18 protein-coding genes are annotated in these 21,519 nt (G+C 62.5%); 3 read left to right on the forward strand and 15 right to left on the reverse strand.

What is annotated here, in order from left to right:
- The 9 genes from EV679_RS14320 to EV679_RS14360 all read right to left on the reverse strand — a co-directional run bounded on the left by EV679_RS14320 (position 1) and on the right by EV679_RS14360 (position 10,423).
- Positions 1–813 carry an SDR family NAD(P)-dependent oxidoreductase gene (locus EV679_RS14320; RefSeq protein WP_130487578.1) on the reverse strand — a complete coding sequence of 271 codons (813 nt, stop codon included), beginning with the start codon at positions 811–813 and terminating at the stop codon, positions 1–3.
- Between the two features lie 6 nt (positions 814–819).
- Positions 820–1,848 carry a TRAP transporter substrate-binding protein gene (locus EV679_RS14325; RefSeq protein ID WP_130487579.1) on the reverse strand — a complete coding sequence of 343 codons (1,029 nt, stop codon included), beginning with the start codon at positions 1,846–1,848 and terminating at the stop codon, positions 820–822.
- 83 nt (positions 1,849–1,931) lie between these two features.
- Complete coding sequence (locus EV679_RS14330; protein ID WP_165390060.1) at positions 1,932–2,432, reverse strand: TRAP transporter small permease; 501 nt, start codon at positions 2,430–2,432, stop codon at positions 1,932–1,934.
- Between the two features lie 24 nt (positions 2,433–2,456).
- The gene (locus EV679_RS14335) at positions 2,457–3,734 is read right to left on the reverse strand and encodes a TRAP transporter large permease (protein ID WP_130487581.1); all 1,278 of its coding nucleotides are present in this window, start codon (positions 3,732–3,734) and stop codon (positions 2,457–2,459) included.
- Between the two features lie 154 nt (positions 3,735–3,888).
- The gene (locus EV679_RS14340; RefSeq protein WP_130487582.1) at positions 3,889–5,481 is read right to left on the reverse strand and encodes a GMC family oxidoreductase; all 1,593 of its coding nucleotides are present in this window, start codon (positions 5,479–5,481) and stop codon (positions 3,889–3,891) included.
- Positions 5,478–5,960 carry a type II 3-dehydroquinate dehydratase gene (locus EV679_RS14345; protein ID WP_130487583.1) on the reverse strand — a complete coding sequence of 161 codons (483 nt, stop codon included), beginning with the start codon at positions 5,958–5,960 and terminating at the stop codon, positions 5,478–5,480. The genes EV679_RS14340 and EV679_RS14345 overlap by 4 nt, the downstream gene beginning before the upstream one ends.
- A 76-nt stretch (positions 5,961–6,036) precedes the next feature.
- Positions 6,037–7,026 carry a PhnD/SsuA/transferrin family substrate-binding protein gene (locus EV679_RS14350; protein WP_130487584.1) on the reverse strand — a complete coding sequence of 330 codons (990 nt, stop codon included), beginning with the start codon at positions 7,024–7,026 and terminating at the stop codon, positions 6,037–6,039.
- Positions 7,023–8,897 carry a thiamine pyrophosphate-binding protein gene (locus EV679_RS14355; RefSeq protein ID WP_242611503.1) on the reverse strand — a complete coding sequence of 625 codons (1,875 nt, stop codon included), beginning with the start codon at positions 8,895–8,897 and terminating at the stop codon, positions 7,023–7,025. Before EV679_RS14355 ends, EV679_RS14350 begins: the two co-directional genes overlap by 4 nt.
- Positions 8,894–10,423, reverse strand: coding sequence for an aldehyde dehydrogenase family protein (locus EV679_RS14360; RefSeq protein WP_207224947.1), 1,530 nt, complete (start codon positions 10,421–10,423; stop codon positions 8,894–8,896). Before EV679_RS14360 ends, EV679_RS14355 begins: the two co-directional genes overlap by 4 nt.
- Before the next feature lie 386 nt (positions 10,424–10,809).
- Between EV679_RS14360 and EV679_RS14365 the strand changes: the two genes are divergently transcribed.
- On the forward strand, positions 10,810–11,787 hold the full coding sequence (locus tag EV679_RS14365) for a LysR family transcriptional regulator (protein WP_130487585.1): 978 nt from the start codon (positions 10,810–10,812) through the stop codon (positions 11,785–11,787).
- A gap of 26 nt (positions 11,788–11,813) precedes the next feature.
- Here the strand turns inward: EV679_RS14365 and EV679_RS14370 are convergent, their stop codons facing one another.
- From EV679_RS14370 to EV679_RS14385, 4 genes are all read right to left on the reverse strand, one after another.
- Positions 11,814–12,485 (reverse strand): response regulator transcription factor, encoded by a 672-nt coding sequence (locus EV679_RS14370; protein ID WP_130487586.1) that lies wholly within the window; start codon positions 12,483–12,485, stop codon positions 11,814–11,816.
- A 173-nt stretch (positions 12,486–12,658) separates the two neighbouring features.
- On the reverse strand, positions 12,659–14,611 hold the full coding sequence (gene acs, locus EV679_RS14375; RefSeq protein WP_130487587.1) for an acetate--CoA ligase: 1,953 nt from the start codon (positions 14,609–14,611) through the stop codon (positions 12,659–12,661).
- A 325-nt stretch (positions 14,612–14,936) separates the two neighbouring features.
- Complete coding sequence (locus EV679_RS14380) at positions 14,937–16,598, reverse strand: cation acetate symporter (protein WP_068371252.1); 1,662 nt, start codon at positions 16,596–16,598, stop codon at positions 14,937–14,939.
- Complete coding sequence (locus EV679_RS14385; RefSeq protein WP_068371255.1) at positions 16,595–16,906, reverse strand: DUF485 domain-containing protein; 312 nt, start codon at positions 16,904–16,906, stop codon at positions 16,595–16,597. Before EV679_RS14385 ends, EV679_RS14380 begins: the two co-directional genes overlap by 4 nt.
- Positions 16,907–17,418: 512 nt before the next feature.
- On the opposite strand from EV679_RS14385, the gene EV679_RS14390 reads away from it, so the two are divergent.
- Both EV679_RS14390 and EV679_RS14395 read left to right on the forward strand, forming a co-directional pair.
- Positions 17,419–18,297 carry a pirin family protein gene (locus tag EV679_RS14390; RefSeq protein WP_130487588.1) on the forward strand — a complete coding sequence of 293 codons (879 nt, stop codon included), beginning with the start codon at positions 17,419–17,421 and terminating at the stop codon, positions 18,295–18,297.
- A gap of 265 nt (positions 18,298–18,562) precedes the next feature.
- Positions 18,563–19,240 carry a ProQ/FinO family protein gene (locus EV679_RS14395; RefSeq protein ID WP_130487589.1) on the forward strand — a complete coding sequence of 226 codons (678 nt, stop codon included), beginning with the start codon at positions 18,563–18,565 and terminating at the stop codon, positions 19,238–19,240.
- 72 nt (positions 19,241–19,312) lie between these two features.
- Here EV679_RS14395 and EV679_RS14400 read toward each other — a convergent pair whose 3' ends face one another.
- Positions 19,313–20,761, reverse strand: coding sequence for a heavy metal sensor histidine kinase (locus EV679_RS14400; protein ID WP_207224942.1), 1,449 nt, complete (start codon positions 20,759–20,761; stop codon positions 19,313–19,315).
- Complete coding sequence (locus EV679_RS14405) at positions 20,758–21,456, reverse strand: heavy metal response regulator transcription factor (RefSeq protein WP_130487590.1); 699 nt, start codon at positions 21,454–21,456, stop codon at positions 20,758–20,760. The genes EV679_RS14400 and EV679_RS14405 overlap by 4 nt, the downstream gene beginning before the upstream one ends.
- Positions 21,457–21,519: the final 63 nt, after the last annotated feature.

The following is a 21,519-nucleotide window of genomic DNA, read 5'->3' on the forward strand; positions in this document are numbered from 1 at the left end:
TTAGCCATGCGTACTCTCCGCCAGACGCGGCCGCGCGCCAGGGATACCGCCAAAAAGCGTCCATGCCTGGGTCACGGCAGTGCCGGTATCCACCAGCAAGTTGGCGCCGCTGATGCCGGAAGCCATGTCGGACACCATGAAGGCAATGGTATCGGCCACTTCCTCGGACGTCACCAACCGCCCCAATGCCGTCATCTCGATAGGATTGACGGTATAGCGCTGCCCCGTCGCAATGCGTTCCGCTACCCTGGGCGTCATCACGACACCAGGCGACACCGTATTGAAACGGACCCCGCTACGCCCCCATTCCACGGCCATGCTTTCCATCAGCAAATTGACAGCTGCCTTGGAAGAACAATATGCATGCATGCGTGCCGCCCGCACACCATTCCATGAGGATACCCCCACGAACGAACCTGCGCCCCTGGCAGCCATGCGCTTGCCAAATGCCACCGCCACCAGGAAAGTGCCCCGATGCACCAACTGGGCGATACGGTCCCACTCCTCCACCGAGGTGTCTTCGGCCGGGGCCAGCGGCTGGAACGTGGCAGCAGCGTGCACGACCGCCGCCACCGGACCCATTTCCGCTTCAATGGCGTCAGCGACTCCCTCCACGTCGTCACGGTCCAGAATATCCATGCGCCAGAACCGCGCCCCGCACTCGGCTGCCACGTCTCTCATGCTGTCTTCATTGATATCGCAAACGACCACACGCCAGCCCAGCGCCGTCAGCGTACGACATATGACGCGACCGATACCGCCCGCGCCTCCCGTGACCACGGCCACCCGCCCCTTTCCTGACAAACGATCCATCCTTCCTCACTCCTCTTGGCTGTCTGCCAGCGCGGCCACGTCGGCTCGTGCAAGATCCAGCATTTCCATGCCCCGGTCACCCGCGACTTTCTTCAAATATTTTTCCGACTCTGGAACCGCCAGGGCTGTGATTTCGGCCAATGTTTCTGGCGAAAATTCCTGCATTCCCAGGTGCTCGCGGGCGCCGTCAATCCCCAGTTGCACGTCTTCTTCGGCCCACTCTCGGCTCAAGCCAGCCCCCATGGCGACTGTCTCCTGCAGCAGCGCTCGCGTGCCCTCGTCCAACCTGGACCAAGTGCGTTGGGCCACGACCAACGGCTGCGTGCTGAATGCAGCAGGCAGGTAGGTCGCGTACTTCGACACTTCGTAAAACTTGCGTTCGACCACGGACTTCGGCCCCGTGAACGTGCCATCTATGGTGCCGCGCTGCAGGGCCATGTAGACCTCGCTGGATGACGTGATCACCGAACTGGCTCCCAGGGACTCCAGCATGATGGATGCAAACGTATTCGGCGCCCGCAGGCGCAGCCCCTTGAAGTCTTCTACCGTACGAACCGGCCGCACGCGGTTGAGCAGCATGCCATTCAGGCCAAACTCCATCCACCCCAATACCTTGATATCGTTGTCCCGCTCCAATGCGGACGACAATGCCCGGCCCATATTGCCATCCAGGGCGGCATGGGCCTTGGCATAGCTATCCAGCAGCATGGGAAAGTCCAGCACGGCCATTTCCGGCGTGGTTTCCTCCCAGAACGTCGATGCCGCGAAAATCATGTCGACGGCACCGAACGACACGCTATTGACCAGTCCTTTCTCGGTATACAGCGTGCCTGCGCCAAACACTTCCATGCGGTACTGGCTGCTTTTTTCATTGAAATGCTTGGCCATGGCATCAGCCACCCGCGACAGGTGATTGGATACCGGCGAATGATGCGCCAGCTTCAGCACCTTGCGGTCATCAGCCAGGCCAGCACCCGGCGCAACCGTCAGCGCCGCCAGGCACAACGCGGCCAGGGATCGGTAGATTGTTTTCATAGTCTCCTCCGTTATATGTATCGAAAATGAACTGCCACAAAGAACTGCCCACTCGTTTTTCCAGGCTGGCCATCACCTGCCTGCTACTTTGCTTCTTCCTGCTGCACGCTTTTCTCGGATGCACGGCGCGGGCGCCATATCTGCAGCACCATGGCAATGAACAACAAGCCGAACCCCAGCGGAATGGCTGAGTACGGTATCCAGTAAGGCATGCGGAACAACCCCGGCGTCATGCGGCCCGTTTCCCAGGCGTCCAGCGCCAGCACACCGCCGTTCCACGCCATCGCCGCCACATAGGGCAAGGCAAAGGCCAGCGTCGCCCTGAAGCAGACGCGCTGCCATTTCGACGACATCATTTCGACGAACACATCCACCCGCACATGGGCATCCTCCAGCATGACGGACGCCTGCACCAGGAATGCCGCGATGATCACCAGGAAAATCGCCAGGTCGTGCACCCATCGCGTGGGCATGCCCAGATAGCGCGCCACGATTTCATAGGTCACGATGCCCGCCACCGTGACCAGCAGCACTGCGGCAATCACGCCCGCCAGGCGGCAAATGGAATATAGAAAGCCATACATATTCATCTCCTCCTTATCGTCCGCTTACAGGAAAACCCGCGTCATGCCAGGGAAGACCAGCAAGAGCACCAGCATGGCCAACAAGCAGAACAGATAGGGCGAAGTCGACATCAACACTTCACGAAACGTCGTGTTGGTATATCGCCGTCCGATCTCCTGGATGATGAACAGGTTCATCCCCACAGGCGGAGTCAGGAAGGCGCTCTCGATGGCGACCACCAGGAAGACGCCGAACCAGACCGGGTCTATCCCCATGGCAGTAATGATCGGGAACAGCACCGGCGAAATGATCAGCACCAGCGGCGAAACCTCGAAGAACATGCCCAGGAAGACAAGCAGCGCGGCGATGATGATCAACACCGTGGTCTGCGACACATCAGCGGACAGCGCGAAATGCGTCAGTGATTCAATCACTCGCATCTCGATCAACAAATGGTTGAACAGCGAAGAAGCCACGATGGCGCCTAGGATAAAGCCCGAGAACTTGGTGCCTTCCAGCATCACTTTGGGCAGTTGCTGCCATGTGATCGTCCGCTTGATGAGAACCGTCACGATCAAGGCCATGACCACGCCGAAGGCGCCTGCCTCGTTGGGTGTGAACAGGCCGCTGTACAAGCCACCCAGGACGGACAGCGACAGGAAGCAGGCCCAACCGGCTTTCTTCAAGGCAGCGCCACGCTCGGCCCAGGTCGCCTTCGGCGGGCGCAGCGACGTATCGTTGCGGAACAGGAAAGCCGTCATGCCGCAAAACAGCAAGGTCAGGATCAAGCCCGGCACGATACCGGCCAGGAACAGGTCGCCCACCGACACTTCCGTCACGGCACCATAAAGAATCATGACGCCACTGGGCGGAATCAGAACACCCAGCGTCCCACCCGCTGCCACGGGCCCGAACACCAGCTTGCGCGGGTAGCCCGCCTTCAGCATGGCCGGCACGGCAATACTGCCGATCGTGGCAGCCGTCGCCAGGCTGGATGAGGAAATCGCAGCGAACAGTGCGCAGGCCACCACGGAAGAGATCGCCAGGCCACCGCGTATATGCCCCAGGAAACTACTGGCCAGGGCGAACAATTCGTCGCCAATGCGGCCATGGAAAATCAGCGTTCCCATCAGAATGAACAAAGGCAACGCCATGAACGTCGACGTATTCAGCATCTGGTAGGCGATGATGGGAAACTGGATCAGCGCATCCAACCCGCCCCCGAGCACCGTACCCAGCAAAGCTGCCAAGCCCATGGCAAAGGCAAAGGGCATTCCCAGGATCAACATCGCCAGAAATAGCCCGACTATCGCAAAACTCATATTGTCTCTCCTTTGCCCAGACCGGCACGGTCGCCGGACACACCAAGCACTGCTCTCATTTTTTGTCTCCTTTCTTCTTATTTCATGCGCCGCGAAAGAAACGCCTGCGGCTGGCCATCCCGCAACAGGACAGCACTTTTGGCGCAGCGCCCCCTCACTGCCGTTGCAAAATCATGTCTGCCGCTTTCTCGCCTATCATCACGGTAGGCGCATGTGAATTGCCGGAAGGGCAGGCGGGCATCACCGATGCATCCACCACCCGCAGCCCCTGCACACCGCGCACGCGCAGCCTTGCATCCACCACTGAATCCGGCCCGTCACCCATGGCGCACGTCCCCACCAGGTGCAAACCGGAAATTCCTTTTTCCCTGGCAAACGCCAGGATCTCGTCATCGCTTTCCACCTGGCTGCCAGGGATCGTTTCCCCATGACTCCATCGTGCCAACGCCGGTGAATCAAGCAAGCGGCGCGCCATCCTGAGCGCCGCCACCAGGTTGCGCTGGTCAGCCTCATCGGAAAGATAATTAGGACGGATTTCCGGTGGTTCGCAGGGATCGGCAGAGCGGATATGGACAGCCCCCCGGCTGGCCGGATAAGACGGCCAAGCGCCCACCGTCATACCCGGTTCTTTCTCAAGCTCTCCGGGCGCTGCAAAGCTGCCGGGTGCGAAACTCAACTGCGCATCCACCCATGCAGAGTCAGGCGTAGCCTTGAAAAACAAGGCGGCGGCGCCGGCTCCTGCCGTGAGCAGGCCACGCCCCTTGACGGCAAAATTCATTGCCTCCCAGGCTGCCGTGAGGCCACGCGTGCGCTCGTTGAGCGTGGCAATGCCCTGCACCCTGTGCGCTACGCGCACCAGGAAATGGTCCTGCAGATTCTGGCCCACGGCGGGTGCGTCCCGCACGACGGGAATACCCAAGGCCTGCAAGCGTTCCGCCGCGCCAATCCCGGAACGCTGCAGGATGGCCGGCGACCCGATGGTCCCCGCGCTGATCACGACCTCCCGCCGAACGACAATCCGCCGTTCCTGGCCCCGCTGCAGGTAACGTACCGCGCATGCCCGCCCCTGCTCGAACTCCACGTCGCGGCACAGGCTTTCACTGATGATGCGCAGATTCCGGCGCTTGCGCGCCTGCCTCAAATACGTTTGCGCCGGGTTGGCGCGAAAGCGCCCCCGCCTGTTCTGCTGGAACAGCGCCACGCCTTCGCGCCGGGGGCCGTTCATGTCTTCATTGACAGGAAACCCCAGGCTGGCCGCCGCTTCGACAAACGCCAGCGTCAAGGGATGCGGATTGTCCTGGCGGCTCACGCCCAGGGGACCGCTGCGCCCACGATAGGCATCCTCGCCGCCCTGGAAGCTTTCTGAACGCTTGAAATAAGGCAAGACATCGGCGTAGCGCCAGCCTGTGCAGCCTTCGTCCGCCCAGCGGTCATACTCGGCAGGCTGGCCACGCACATGCAGCATGCCATTGATGGAACTGGAGCCGCCGAGCACCTTGCCTTGCGAATACTTGATGCGCCGCCCGTCCAGCCCGGGCTCCGGCTCGCTCATGTACATCCAGTTAAACCGACGATCATGTTGCAGGAACAGGCAGGTTGCCGGAATATGGATAAACGGATGCCAATCACGCGGGCCCGCTTCCAGCAATATCACCTGGTTGGCGGGGTCCTCGGACAAACGGTTGGCAAGCACGCAGCCGGCAGGCCCTGCACCCACGATCAGATAGTCGCACCCTTCTGCCGTCATGACGCCTGCTCCTGGCGGAACACCGGCGGGAACAGTTGCTGGTGCACTGCATCAACCGCCAACAGGTAGCCACCAGGCCCGAAGCCCAGGATGACACCCGTTGCCACCGGACGCACATATGACCGCTGCCGCTCCACCTTGGCCGGGTCGCGGTAGACATTCGCGAAGTGCAGCTCCACCAACGGAACCCCCAGGATGCGCAGTGCATCAGGAATCGCCATGGATGTATGCGTCAGGGCGGCAGGATTGATGATGGCGCCTGCGACCTTGCCACGAGCCGCGTGAATCCAGTCGATCAACTGGCCCTCGTGGTTGGACTGCCGGAAATCAATCTCCAGGCCTCGCGCCAAGGCATGCGCACGCGTCACACGCTCGACGTCGGGCAAGGTGGCGCCGCCATACAGCGAGGGGTCTCGTTCCCCCAGAAGATTGGTATTGGGCCCATTCAAGACCAGCACGACGGGTTTGCTTTGATTCATGGCTATCTCCTCTTTTTTTTCTCTGTAGCAGGCGTAAAGCAGACTGCAAGCCAGGCTGCCGCACACGCCGCCCCCTTCAAATCCGATAACTTTCCAAGGTAGCCGGATGAAACAGTTCATCCAGCGCCACCTGCCGCTGCGATAGCCCCTGGGCATGGTGATGACGCAGAAAATATGTCAGCGCATCCTGATTGCCATCCAGGCCATAGCGCCAGAAATCCTGGCCCATGAATTCGTGCGCACGACGCAGTTGCTCTTCCACGAAGGGCAATGTGACCTTGGTGGCGGAGGTATCCGCCAACGCATCCAGCGCCATGTCCCGGGAAAGGGTAAAGGCTTTTTGCAGGGCTACCGGCAGCCAGGGATGAGCCGCCGCCAGCTCCTTGCGCACCCCCAGCAAATGCATGATCGGGAAAATGCCAGTACGCTCATGAAATGCCAGCGCCTCCGCAGTGGGGTCGTCGAACAGCCACCTCAGCGCAGGGTTGCCCGGCTGGAAGCTGGTCGGCGCACGCGGCCCCATGAAAGCGTCAATCGCCCCCTTATCCAGCATCTCGCGCAAGGTATCGCCAGGACCAATGTCCTCCACCACGATATCGGGCGCCAGCGCCAATTTCACTTTTTCCACCCGGCCAGGCTCTTCCAAGCCCCCCCTGAACCAGTGGATCTGGCGAGCATGCACGCCAAAATCCTCTTCGAGGAAGGCACGCGTCCAGACATTCGCCGTCAACTGCCATTCCGGCGTCCCGACCCGCTTGCCGACAAGATCGGCTGGCTTCCGTATCCCACTGTCCGAGCGCACGATAATGCTGGAATGCCTGAAGGCACGTGACAGAAAGACGGGCACACCGATATACGGGCAGTCGCCCCTGGCAGTGCGCAGCACGTAGCTGCTAAGTGACAGTTCACAGACATCGAAGGCTTCATGACGCATGGCACGAAAGAACATTTCTTCCGGAGAAAGCGGCATGACGACAGGGTTCACCCCGTCAATCCGGGCCCGGCCATCAATGATGGCCTGGTTGCGGTCATAGGGGCCGATTGCCAAGGAAAGCTGCAACGTCATTTGCCTGCCTCCCCGGCAGCGGACGCCTGGCTGCCGGCACCAGGCTCCGTGGTCAGGGACGCGACCATCGCCGGTGTATAGCCCGGCTGCGTCCGCACATCCACCACTGCCACGCCTCCCGCATCCACGTGTGCAATCGCACGCGCCAGTATTGCCGGCAGCTCGTCCGCCCGATGTACTGGCCCAAGGCCCAGCGCGCCTTGCGCTTGTGCCAGACCGGCAATGTCGATCTCCGGATCGACCATGCGCTGCCCGATCCATTTGTTCTCTACCGGACGTCCTCGCATGCGTGCGACCCGTTCCTGGTGCACTTCATCATTGAAGAACGATTGATTGTTCGCCACCAGGTACAGCAGCGGAATCCGATAGTGCACCGCTGTCCAAAGCGCTGTCGCCCCCATCAGGAAATCACCATCGCCGCCAATGCACACCGGCAAACGTTCCGTTCCACGCAAGGCCAGGGCGGCTCCCACCGAAATACCCGGCCCGCCGCCGATACCGCCGCCGCCATCCGAACCCAGGAAGTCCAGCGGGTGGCGCAACGGCCAGAAAGCGCCATCCCAACCCAGTGGCAAGTGCACCAAGGACACCTTGCGCTTGCCCACCGCTTCCCTCAAGCCCGATGCCAGATGCGCCATCGTGATCAGCGCGCTATCCAGGGCCGGCAAACTGGGCAGCGCCCTGGCCGGCAAAACCTCTTCGTCCTGGCGTGTCGCATCGAAGCCCATTTCATCGACCAAAGCCGCCACCACCGCATCGGGCTCAGCCGCCAGATGCACGTCGGCAATCGGCAAAGCCTGGTGATCCATGCTCCAGCCGTTATGGACCGTATAGTCCTGCGAAACCTGGATGACCGTGGCGCGCGGCGCTTGCCGCCCATACGCAGCCAGTTCCAGCCCGGCCAGATCCACCCAGTCCAGGCTCAGGATGACGTCGGCTTGCCGCACTGCCTCCAGGGCTTCAGGCGTGGCGTAGATGCCTGGCGCTCCGGCATGCAAGGGATGATCGGTCGGGAATGCCGCGCCCACCTTGAGATCCGTCAACACCCTGGCGCCCAAGCCTTCGGCCAATGCAATGCGCGCGGCCCAGGCGCGCTCGCACCGCGACACGCGTCCCGCCAGAATCACAGGCCTCTCCGCACCTGACAATATTTCCGCCAGTTCACGCGCCTGGCGCACAGACACCCCGGCACTGACCTGGGGCCGATAGCGCGCTTCGGGCAGCGGTTCCGGCATGCGATCCAAAGGCTGCTCCTGCAGGCCGGCATCCAGATTGATATAGACCGGCGCCTTGGGCGCGGTTTCCGCCAGCCACATCGCACGCATCAATGCTTCACTCGCAGCTGCTGGCGAAGCAGGCTGATCATCCCACTTCGTATAGGGCCGGACTATCGCCCCCTGGTCCCTGGCGGTATGGATCCACTCGATCCATGGACGACGATGCGAGGCATCCACCGGCCCGGTCGCGCCAATCAACAAGAGTGGCATGCGGTCGCACCAGGCATTGAAAACCGCCATCGTGGCGTGGAACAGGCCCACATTGGAATGCGCTGCAGCCGCCATGGCCTTGCCCGTCACCTTCGCATAGCCATGCGCAATAGCAACCGCATGCTCTTCATGCAGGCACAACAGCAAGGAGGGCTTGACGTTGCCCAGGTAGTTCACCAGGCTGTCATGCAAGCCGCGAAAGCTCGCCCCGGGGTTCAAGGCGATATATGGGATATCCATCGCCCGCAATGTTTCCGCGATGACATCGCTGCCAAACACTGCGCCCTGCGCGCCCATGCCCACGGGCTGCTCCAGTTTCCTGCCTTCATCCACGCCAGCATCGGCGGGCAACCCGACAGGCTGCTCATTCTTCGTCGTTGTCATTCCTCAACTCCTCCTTGTCCAGCGGCTGATCCCCCCGTGCGATCAAAACGCACATGCACATTCTTGCTTTGGGTAAACGCCAGCAACTCCTCCAGGCATTCTTCACGCCCGGTACCAGATTGTTTGAAACCGCCATATGGCGCGCCCAGGAAATGCCGCCCAACCTCATTGACCCAGACATAGCCTGCCTCAACGGCATGTGCCAGGCGCAATGCCGCGGACAGGTCGCGGGTCCAGATCGAACACGTCAGCCCAAGATCCAGACCATTGACGTCACGCAACAGGCTGGCCTCGTCATGCCAACGCAAGATCGAGAGGACCGGCCCGAAGATCTCTTCGCGCGCCAGTGCCATTGCAGGCGTGACGCCGGTAAAGACCGTGGGTTCGATATAAAACCCGCCAGCCAAGGCCGGCTCAGTCGGCACATTGCCGCCGTAGATCAATTGCGCGCCCTGTTCCTGGCCCTGCTTGATGAATGCCAGGATGCGTGCATGCTGACGTTCATCCACGATCGCCCCCATGGCGGTCGCCGGCGACTCTGGCTTTCCAGGACGAAAACGGGCCAATTGCGCAGGCAGCAAACGCAATACCTCGTCATGGATGTCGTCATGCAGAAACACCCGGCTGGTGGAGCCGCAAGACTGGCCGCACCAGGCAAAGTTCATGCCCGCTACCACGGCGCAAGCCACCGCCTGCGGATCGCTATCCGGCCGTGCGATCAGCGCATTCTTGCCACCCAGTTCCAGCAGCAAGGGCTTGAGCGTATCCGCCGCATCGCGCATGACCGCCTTGCCTGCCGCCACACTGCCGATCAACCCGACCTTGGCGACATCAGGATGACGCACCAGGCGCCTGCCCGTGTCCTTGCCACTGCCGCAAACCACATTCAACACACCGGGAGGGAAAACATCCTGCAGCAACTCGGCCAGCCGCAAGGCGGAGAGCGGCGCCTGCTCCGGCGGCTTGATCACCACGGTATTGCCAGCGGCCAGCGGCGCAGCCATCTTGCCCGCAGCAAACATGAATGGATGGTTGAAAGCGGCGATACGCGCCACCACGCCCAAGGGCTCACGCAGCGAATAATTGAGCCTGTCCGCCCCCATAGGAATGGTATCGCCCTTGATTTCCGTGACCAGGCCTGCAAAAAAATCCAGCTGCGCGGCAGCGATGGCGGCGTCACCCAATAACGCCTGGAAGGCATTGCCGCAGTCCAGCGCATCCAGCAATGCCAGCGCCTGGGCATGTTCGCGCACGATCTGCGCCGCTGCCCGCAGGCATTGCGCCCGAGCGGCAGGCGCCGTATCCCGCCATCCCGGAAAAGCCTGGCGTGCCGCTGCCACGGCAGCGTCCACATCTTCGTCCGCTGCGTCCGGCACCCGGCCCAGCGAAACACCGCTTCCCGGACTGAACACTTCAAACGTACGGCCTTGCGCCGCGTCATGCCACGCACCGCCATAGAACAACGCCCTATGCTCCGGCAACACCATTGCGGTGTCCGGCAAAGGCCCCGCCATATCCTGATCCATCGCCACCTTGAACTCCTCGATTGACTGGTATCCCCACTCTTGTCAGGCATCTTAGGCAGGCGGGCCGACACGATCCAATACCGTTTCCATGGGTGAGTCCAAAGCAAAAAGTTTTCCTCGGCAAACCCTCGCCAGCGCTGCATCACGCCGCCGGGCCATCTTCCCCTGGCCACATGGGCATACAGGCAACAGGCGCATCCCCCTACAATATTCTTGGGTATTCTTGGCAGCTGCCATGCCTGAACAGCATGGCAAGCAGCGCAAGCGGGCCATCTGGCGTCAGCATCAGCGACCCGAATGTGGGGGGATTCTTTTTAAATATGTTGGCCAGACAGGGATGGAATCAGGCATAACTGTTCCCCTGGCCCAAGGAGACAATCATTAACTTGCGTCAATTGCGTTACTTTGCCAAAGTCATCGAAACCGGCAATATGACACGGGCAGCGGAGCAGCTCTATGTTGCCCAACCGGCACTGGGCCTGCAGATCAGGCAGCTTGAAAACGAACTCGGGGTGCCGCTACTGGTTCGGCACTCGCGCGGTGTGCTGCCCACCCACCCCGGCCGCCTGCTCTACGAACGCGCCACGGATATCCTGCGACAAGTCGAGGAGACCCGCACCGAGATCATGTCGCATGCCGGACTGGACAAGGCCACACTGGTACTGGGTGTCACCCCCGGACTGGCGAACGTACTGGGTAGCGATCTCTTCATTGCCGCACACGCCGCCATGCCGGACATGCACCTGAGCATCGTCGAGGAAATGAGCTATGTGCTGGTCGATGCGCTGGAGCGCGACGAAATCGACTTGGCAATCGCCTACGGCGTCGCCGACAAACCGGGTTTGCTGCGCATTCCCCTGCTGGATGAAGACCTGCTGTTCGTTGCTGCGCCCCAGGCTGGCCTGCTCGATACCATTCACGATCGCAAGAGTGGCTACATCGACCTACCGGAAGCCTTGACACACCCCCTGGTTCTGGCAGGAGACCGCGACCCGGCACGCCAACTGGTACTCACCGCCGCTGAAAATCTGAGCCACTCCCTGCGCATAGACTTCGAGGCCTCGTCCATCTCAATGATGAAAAGCCTGATTTCCAAAGGCAAGGCAGCCGGAATCATGCCCTATGGCAGCGTCATGCAGGAACTCAAGCAGGGCACGCTGATAGGCTTGCGCATCGCCAACCCGGCACTGCAGCGTACGCTCTACGTGACGCGCCAGGCCCGGCGTCCGGGCTTCCCGGGAGAAGAAAACATCATGGCATTCATTGGGCAATTAATGGCGCGCTTCATGGAAGCGCTGGGGCCGCTTGGCCTGCCCAGGGAAGGCTTGGCCCACATACGTGGCAAAACCGGCCCTGCCGCCTGACACACAGGAAAGCCAAGACGATCGGTTCAAACCGCCAAATGCTGCTCGAACCCTTCGCCGTTTTCATGGGCCAGGCCCAGCCTGGCAACCAAAGCCACAGCCTGGGTCCGGTTGGAAATCCCCAGCTTGCGCATGATGGCCGTCATATGCGCCTTGACGGTCGCCTCGGAAACGCCAAGATCGTCGGCAATCTGTTTGTTCAGCCTGCCTGCCACCACCATCTGCAATACGCGGAACTGTTGTGGCGTCAGTTCGCCGACACGCCTGCCGACATTCAATTCTTCGGCATCGGCGCCAGGCGCCAGCAGTATGCCTTCGGGCACCCAGGGCGTGCCGTCGAGCACCTGCTTGAGCGCATGGCCCATCAGGTTGGCATTGGCCGACTTGGGAATGAAACCCATGGCGCCATGATCCAGCGCCCGGCGCACCACGGCGGGATCCTCATGCGCCGAGACAATGACAATGGGTAGTTGCGGGTGCAGCGCCCGCACATGTGCCAGGGCGCCGAAACCTTGCGCGCCGGGCATATCCAGGTCCAGCAGCAGGATATCCGCGTCTGGATGCGATTCAACTAGGTCGTAGAGCTGCTCCAGCTTGTCCGCTTCCAGGATATCGGTCTGCGGGAAAGCGCGCGCGACCACGCCCCGCAGTGCCTCGCGAAACAGCGGGTGGTCGTCAGCAAGTAATAGTTCTTTCATGTGTCCCCGGCCCTTTGCCGCGATGCATTGCGACACCGGAACCCACGCTACCCTGGAAAGGCAGCATGGGCTCCTGGGTCCGCGGCCTGGGCTGAGCCAGCGCCGCGTTCCTGCTGCGTCCGGAACATCTTGCCGCCCCGCTTGCTGGTAACCAAGAAGGGCCGACAGGAATGCTACGGCACGCGACGGCCTTCCAGCAGGTCGTTGACCACGGACGGGTCGGCCAGCGTTGTCGTGTCGCCCAGTTGATCCGGCGCGTTTTCTGCGATTTTACGCAGAATGCGGCGCATGATTTTCCCGGAGCGAGTCTTGGGCAATGCCGGGGCCCATTGCAGGTGGTCCGGCGTGGCGATCGGGCCGATGATCTTGCGTACGTGCGCGACCAGTTCCTTGCGCAACTCCTCGCTGCCCTCGTGGCCAGCCACCAGCGTGACGTACACGTAGATGCCCTGCCCCTTCAGGTCGTGTGCAAAGCCGACGGCAGCTGCTTCAGCCACCAGCGGGTGCTCGACCAGCGCGCTCTCCAGCTCCGCCGTCCCGATGCGGTGGCCGCTGACATTGATCACGTCGTCCACGCGGCCGGTGATCCAGTAGTAGCCATCGTTATCGCGGCGCGCGCCATCACCGGTGAAATAGGTTCCGGGGTAGGTCTTGAAATAGGTGTCGATGAAGCGCTGGTGGTCTCCATACACGGAGCGCGCCTGGCCGGGCCAGGAGTCCAGAATGACCAGGTTGCCTTCACCCGGACCGTCCAGCACTTCGCCATTGGCATTGACCAGCGCGGGCTTCACGCCGAAGAACGGTTTGGTGGCCGAACCCGGCTTGAGGTCCATGGCGCCCGGCAGCGGCGCAATCAGCGCACCGCCGTTTTCGGTCTGCCACCAGGTGTCGACGATAGGTACGCGGCTGTCGCCCACGACCTCGTAGTACCAGCGCCAGGCTTCCGGGTTGATGGGTTCACCCACCGTGCCCAACAGGCGCAGCGACTTGCGCGACGATTTCTTGACCGGGCCTTCGCCCTCGCGCATCAGCGAACGGATGGCGGTAGGCGCCGTATAGAAAATAGTGACCTGGTGCTTATCCACCGTATTCCAGAAACGCGATGCGTCCGGATAGCTGGGCACGCCTTCGAACACCACGGTAGTCGCGCCATTGGCCAGCGGGCCGTAAACAATATAGCTGTGACCGGTGATCCAGCCGATGTCGGCCGTGCACCAGTAGACATCGTTTTCGCGCAGGTCGAAGACCTTTTCATGCGTGAATCCGGCATACACCAGATAGCCGCCGGTGGTATGCAGCACGCCCTTGGGCTTGCCGGTACTGCCGGAGGTATAGAGAATGAACAGCGGGTCCTCGGCATTCATGCGCTCGGGTTCGCACTCGGCCGGCACGTTGTCGATCAACTCGTGCACCCAGCGGTCGATCGAGCTGTCGAAGGCCACGTCATTGCCGGTATGGCGCACCACCAGTACGCGCCTGACGGTATCCACGCCCGGCAACTTCAGGGCGGCATCGACATTGGCCTTGAGCGCGATGGTACGGCCCGCGCGCAAGCCTTCGTCGGCAGTGATCACAACCGACGCCCCGCAGTCGCGAATGCGGTCGGCGATGGAGGTCGGCGAGAAGCCGCCGAACACCACGTTGTGGATCGCACCGATGCGCGCGCAGGCCAGCATGGCGACGGCAGCATCGACGATCATCGGCAGGTAGATGGTGACGCGGTCGCCCTTCTTCACGCCTTCGGCACGCAGCACGTTGGCAAAGCGGCACACGCGCTCATAAAGCTCGCGATAGGTCACATGGCGGGCGGCCTGGGAAGGATCGTCCGGCTCCCAGATGATGGCGGTCTTGTCGCCGCGCTCGGCCAGGTGGCGGTCCAGGCAGTTCACACTGACGTTCAGCTCGCCATCGGCAAACCAGCGGATGCGGAAATCTTCCTCCAGGAAGCTGACATCGCGGATCTCGGTGGGCTCGCGGAACCAGTCCACACGCTTGGCCACCTGGCGCCAGAAACCTTCCGGATCACTGACGGATTCCGCATACAGGCGCTCGTATTGTTCCTTCGTCACCGTATTGGGCCCCGCGAAGCCCTGGGGCACCGGATAGCGTTCTTGCTGCTCAGTCATGAATTGCCTCTTCTCTTGGTAAATCCTCCTGCGCTACCTTGGCGCAGGACCTGGTTATATAAGGTTGCTCAAAGCAGCTCCGACATGGCGCCGGCACCCGCCGTAAAGAGCCGGGAGATCCATCCGGAACTCCCTATGCACCGGCCTTGCCGCCTGCCCCGTTCATCTCGTTCCCTGGCATCAGGGCAGAACGTGCCGGGCGATCCGGCCAGCCACACCACTCCTACAGTACTGCTTTTTTTGCCTGCCTTGAACCCGCAGGCCGGCACAAATCGTGCCGCACTGCAGCAACCGGCAGGCCGGGCAGGCCGCCGGTTGCGGGACTTCAGTGGTCGGATGCCTGGGCAGCGCCGATGCCGGTCTGGCTGCGCACGGTCAGGGCATCGAAAGCTGCCTGTTCGGACTTCGCACGCTTGCTGGTATCCAGTTTGGAAAACACCCAGATTGCAACGAAGGCCAGCGGGATCGACAGGATGCCGGGGTTGGGGAACGGCGTGATCGGCTCGGCAAAGCCCAGCACATCCACCCATACCGTCTGGCTCAGAATCACCCAGCCAGCAGCCGTCACCAGGCCCAGGAAGCCGCCGATGGTCGCACCGCGCGTGGTGCAGCCGCGCCAGGAGATCGACAACACCAGCACCGGGAAGTTGGAACTGGCCGCGATGGCGAAAGCCAGGCCCACCATGAACGCCACGTTCTGGTTCTCGAAGATGATGCCCAGCAGGATGGCCAACACGCCCAGCACCACGGTCGAAATACGCGAGATGCGGAACTGGTCGCGGTCGGACGCCCGGCCCTTGGCAATCACGTTGGCATACAGGTCATGCGAGATCGCTGCAGCGCCAGCCAGCGTCAGGCCTGCCACCACGGCCACGATGGTCGCGAAGGTCACGGCAGCAAGGAAGCCCAGCAGCATGCTGCCGCCCACGGCATTGGCCAAGTGCACCGCCACCATGTTGGTGCCGCCGATCAGGCTCTTGATGAGGTCGAAGCTGCCATCCGGGCCGGTGATGAAGAACTCGGGGTGACGCACCAGGAAGGCCACGGCGCCAAAGCCGAGGATGAAGGTCAGGATGTAGAAATAGCCCATGAAGGTACTGGCCCAGATCACCGACTTGCGCGCTTCCTTGGCGTTGGCCACGGTGAAGAATCGCATCAGGATGTGCGGCAGGCCGGCAGTACCGAAGGCCAGCGCCAGGCCCAGCGACAAGGCATTGATGGGATTGCTGCTGACCGACGCGCCCGGCGACATGATGGCAATGCCAGACGGGTGCACGCGCACGGCTTCGGCCACCATGGCGTTCGGGTCCCAGTTGAAGGCCGCCAGCACCAGCACCGTCATCAGCGTCGCGCCGAACAGCATCAGCACGGCCTTGATGATCTGCACCCAGGTGGTGGCCGTCATGCCGCCGAAGGTCACGTAGATCATCATCAGCGCGCCCACGATCAGGATGGCGAACTTGTATTCCAGGCCGAACAGCAGCTGGATCAGCTTGCCCGCCCCCACCATCTGCGCAATCAGGTAGAGCGCGATAATGATCAGCGAGGCGCTGGCCGCCAGGATGCGCATGGACTTCTGTTCCAGGCGGAACGAAGTCACATCGGCAAAGTTGTAGCGGCCCAGGTTGCGCAGGCGTTCTGCGATCAGGAACATCACCACCGGCCAGCCGAACAGGAAGCCGATGGCGTAGATCACGCCGTCGAACCCGCTGACATAGACCATGCCGATGATGCCCAGGAAGGATGCAGCGGACAGGTAATCACCGGCAATGGCCAGGCCGTTCTGGAAGCCGGTAATGCCGCCGCCTGCAGTATAGAAATCAGACGTGGTGCGGGTACGGCGAGCCGCCCAGTAGGTGATGAACATGGTTCCGGCGATAAAGACCAGGAACATGACAATGGCCGATGTATTGGCTTGGCCCTGCGCAGCCCAGGCGGGCGATGCACATGCCATCGAAAGCAGTGTGGCGGTAAGCAGCTTCTTCATGACACATCCTTCACGATGGCTTCGATCAGCGGATCGAAAACGCGGTTGGAAATGCTGACATAGACAGCAATCAGCACCACGGCGATGATGCACATCAGGACACCGGAAAGCACGCCGATACTGAGCGTGTAGCCAGGCGCGATAGGTTGGCCGAAGAGCACCGGGTCGAAAGCCAGCGTGAGCACGAAGCCCGAGTAGAGGACGAGCGTGATGATGAAGAAGGTCATGCTGATGCGACTACGTTTTCGCAGCAGCTCCTGGTACTTCGGATGCCGCATTACGGCGGGTACAACGTCATTGGGTTGCATGTCGCCTGTCTCCTGTTTTCTTATATTTAGGTATCGGGATTTGCCATGCGCCCGTGTGGAAACGGCACGCGCCGGGAATCCTCTGACTGGCAATTTAGACCTCTGCAAGCCCCGGGAACAGGCGACTTTGGTCGTACAGGAAAACCATGGGTGGCCGCCAGCAACACGGCCATCGCCGCATTGCAACATCGCCGCAAAGCCTTGACTGTCGCGGGTTTCCGGGCAGAACAAGGCAACCGCCGGCACCGCTGCACCTGGGCCTGCCAGCTTTGACTTATATCAATCCTTCCGAAATATCTAAGGGATTCCCCTGCCATCCACGTCGACAGCCACCGCCCGGCAGCAGCCGCCTGGACCGGCTTTCGTGACAGCAGTACGAAAATTGGAACGATGCAGTCCATTAGCGCCTCTGGCAAGACACGGGGTTTGCCCTTACCTTGATACTCATCCCCCTACTGACACGCATCCGCCTCGGCAGTCCACTGCCGCGGCCCCGACAAGGAACATTCCTGATGAAACCGATTCTTTCCCTGCACGCCCCTCCCGCTGGCCACTGGGTAGGCGACGGCTTCCCCGTGCGCTCGCTGTTCACCTATAACGACCTGGGCCAGAGGATCAATCCCTTCCTGCTGCTGGATTACGGCGGCCCCATGCATTTCCCGCCGACCACGGCGCGGCGCGGCGTCGGCCAGCACCCGCATCGCGGCTTCGAAACCGTGACCATCGTCTATCACGGCGAGGTGGAGCACCGTGATTCCACTGGTGGCGGCGGCATCATCGGCCCGGGAGACGTGCAATGGATGACGGCGGCCGCCGGCATTCTGCACGAGGAATTCCATGCCCAGGCGTTTGCGCGCAGCGGCGGCCTGTTCGAGGTGTTCCAGCTCTGGGTCAACCTGCCGGCCGAGCACAAGCAGGCCCAGCCGCGCTACCAGACCCTGCAGCGCACCGGCATTCCCGTCACCGCGCTGCCCGGCGGCGGCCACCTGCGCCTGATCGCCGGAGAGTATGGCGGCCAGCGCGGCCCGGCCTGTACCTTCAGTCCGATGAACGTCTGGGACGGCCATGTCGCTGCGGAGACAGCGGTGGACCTCGAACTGCCCGCAGGCCACCTGGCCGTGGTGGTCGCCCGCCGCGGCACACTGCGGCTCAATGAGTCCGCCAGCCTCGAAGAAGCACACCTGGCCCACCTGGATACAGCGGGCACCCGCGTCCGCCTGGCAGCAGGTGCCGGCGCAGGTACCGACTTCCTGCTGCTCAGCGCACCCCCGCTGGAGGAACCGGTCGTGGGCCAGGGCCCGTTCGTGATGAACGACGCCACGGAAATCCGCCAGGCTTTTGCGGATTTCCGTGCCGGCCGCTTCGGCCAGATGCCAGCCGCCCAGCGCTGAAACCCCGCCGCGCCATGCGCCGCAAGTGTGGCGGCAGGCGCGGCAATCCCATCACAGCCCGTTGCAATGACACCGCAGCGCCGCTGCCAGGACTGGCGCTCGGGCCAAGAACTACTACAATCCCCCCAAAGCCCTTCCCGCCACCCTGCGCGGCGGGAAGATCCTGCGCCCCGGAAACGGGCGGGATGCAGTCACCCAGCCTGCCCTGGCCCATTTGGACGCCCAGGACAGGCAGGTCGCAAAATCAACGGAAATCAAAGGCATTATGGGATTTGAACAACTTGCCGCGCTCAAGCGAGAGCTTGAGCTGGCAGCCAAAGCACAGGCCGGCGCCCAGCAACCGCAGCGCCGTGGCCAGCACAAGGCGCCAGCCCGGGGCCCGAAGGGTGCCCCCAAGAGTGCGCGCCGTGACACGCCTCCGGCTGACCCTGTCGTTCTGGCCATTGCCCGCCTGCAAAGGCAATTCCCCAATGCCTTCCCCCGCAAGCCGGCCGCCAAGATCCCGCTCAAGCTGGGTATCCACAACGACCTGTATGCACAGTCGGAAGCCCTGAAACTGAGCCAGGACGAGCTGAAGGAAGCCGTCAAGGCCTGGTGCCAGGGCAGCCGCTACTGGGCGTGCCTGACCGAAGGCGCCACGCGCGTGGACCTCGCCGGCGAACCGGCCGGCACGGTAACCGCACCGGAAGCCCAGCGTGCCCGCCAACTGGCCTGGCGCCAGCGCAACGAGGCCCGCAAGGCTGCTGCCGCCGCACGCAAACCGGCGGATGCGGCTGAAGCCGGCCAGCCTGCCGCTGCCCCGGCCACAGATGCCGCCCCGGAAAACACGGCTCCCGCCGTAGTGGAAACCGCGGCCGCCGTGGCCGTACCGGCGCAGGATCTGACTGCTGCCCAGCCTGACACCGCCGCCGACAACGCTGCGCCCCAGGACCAGGCGCAGTAATAACATGCGCAACCGCGCAGGGCCTGGCTGCGCTGCAGCCAGGCCCGTTCCTGCTGGCGCCTATGCCGGCGGTCAGATACCGGCCTGCATCGTAAACACAAAAATATTGCGCCCTTGCTCACGCCTGGCGCTGGCGGTACCGCCGTGCATGCGGGCCACTGCCGCCACGATGGACAGGCCCAACCCGTGGTGCATGTCGCTTTGCGCCCGCGAACTGTCCGCTCGGTAGAAGCGTTCGAACAAGCGCTGCTCCACCTCCGGCGGAATCGGTTCCCCGACATTGGCCACCGCCGCCACAACGTCGCTGCCCTCCCGTGACAGCAACACTTCCAGGCTGCTGCCCGGTTCAGCATAGCGTGCGCCATTCTGCAGCAGGTTGCCCAGCGCCCGATGGAACAGGCGCCGGTCTATCGACGCCTCGGTATCCCCGCTCACCACGACATCCACGTCATAATCGGCAAACACCGGTTCCAGGTAGTCGATGGTCTTCAGCGCCTCCGCACGCAGCGATACGCGGCTGAGGTCGGCAGCCCGCTGGCCGCTGCCCGCGCATGACAGGAACAGCATGTCGTTGACGATGCCAGTCAGGCGCTCGATTTCCTCGATATTCGAGCCCAGCAGGTTTTCCAACTCTTCCACGCTGCGGCGCTGCGCCAGCATGACCTGGGTCTGCCCCATCAGGTTGCCCAGCGGCGTGCGCAGCTCGTGCGCCACGTTCGCATTGAAAGCTTCCAGCTGCTGCCAGGCCGCTTCCTGGCGCGCCAGCGCCCCATTGAAGGCCGTGGCCAGCTCGCAAAGCTCAGCAGGCAGCGCAGGTACGTCCAGGCGCTGGCTAAAGCTGCCTACCGGCAGATTGCGCGCTTGTGCGCTCAGACGCCGCAGCGGCGCCAGCCCGAAACGCGCAATGCCGTAGGCCAGCAGGGCGATCAGCACCAGCCCGACAAGATAGGTCAGTACCATGCTCTGCCGGAATTTTCCCAGTGTTTGGAAATACGGAGTGCAATCCGAGACTGTCACGAAGCGGATGGCCGGCCGTTCCCCATGCGCAGGCAGCAGACGCGTAAAAATCACCCAGGCCCGGCCACCGCTCAGGTTCGGAATGATGGAAATACCTTCCGGTTTGCCCAGCCATTCAGGCTGCGCCGGGCCCGAGCCAAAGGTATAGGCGGGGTTCTCTCCCAACACCCAGTAGCGCGTGCGCGAGTCGCGCCCGCCCAGGTCGCCGAGCTTGCGGCGTACCGTTGCCCATTGTTCCGGCGTGCCGCTGGCCGCCAGCAAGGGGTCCAGCAGCGAATGGCGGAATTCCAGCTCGCCGCTGATCTGCTCGAGCAGTGTGCGCTCCAGGTACTGGTAAAGCCAGACGCCGCTGGCCGCGAAGACCAGCGTGCCCAGCAGGATGAACATGCACACCAGGCGGCGCGTAATGGACGAACGATGGCGCGGCCGCATGGCTGCCTGCGCCTGGGCCGCGTTTTCATCCCGGACTGGCGCTGCGGCAGGCAGTGGCATGGTACGGCTCATGCTTGCGCCTCCTGCGTGCTGTCACGCTCTTCCAGTACATAGCCCATGCCGCGCACGGTGTGCAGCAGGCGCGTGCCGAAGGGCGCATCCACCTTGGCCCGCAGCCGCTTGACGGCAACCTCCACGACATTTGCATCGCTATCGAAATTCATGTCCCATACCTGTTCCGCGATCATCAGCTTGGACATGACCTCGCCTTCATGGCGCGCCAGCAGGCTCAGCAGCGCAAATTCCTTGGCAGTCAGGTCGAGCCGCACACCTGCGCGCGTCACCTTGCGCGCCAGCAGATCCAGGTGCAGGTCGCCGATCTGGAAACTGGTCGCCTCCGGCGTCTCGGTGCCGCGGCGCCGCGCCAGCGCCTGCACCCGCGCCACCAGTTCAGTAAAGGAAAAAGGCTTGGGCAAGTAATCATCTGCGCCCTGCCGCAGGCCACGCACCCTGTCATTCACATCGCCACGCGCTGACAGCATGAGCACTGGCGTGCACTTGCGCTGGCGCAGTCCGGCCAGCACCTGGAAGCCATCCTGCAGCGGCAGCATGACATCCAGCACGACTACGTCGTAATCCTGCTCCAGCGCGCAATGCAGGCCATCGACGCCATTATTGGCCAGATCAACGGTGTAGCCCTGCTCCGTCAGGCCGCGATACAGGTAGGAAGCCGTCTTTTCCTCGTCTTCGACAATCAGCAAACGCACGCTTTCAATCTCCTGCCGGCCAGGCCGGCCATTCCATGCCACCACCCCGGCTAGCGGGACTGT

The organism is Kerstersia gyiorum (genome assembly GCF_004216755.1).
Lineage (GTDB): Bacteria > Pseudomonadota > Gammaproteobacteria > Burkholderiales > Burkholderiaceae_B > Kerstersia > Kerstersia gyiorum.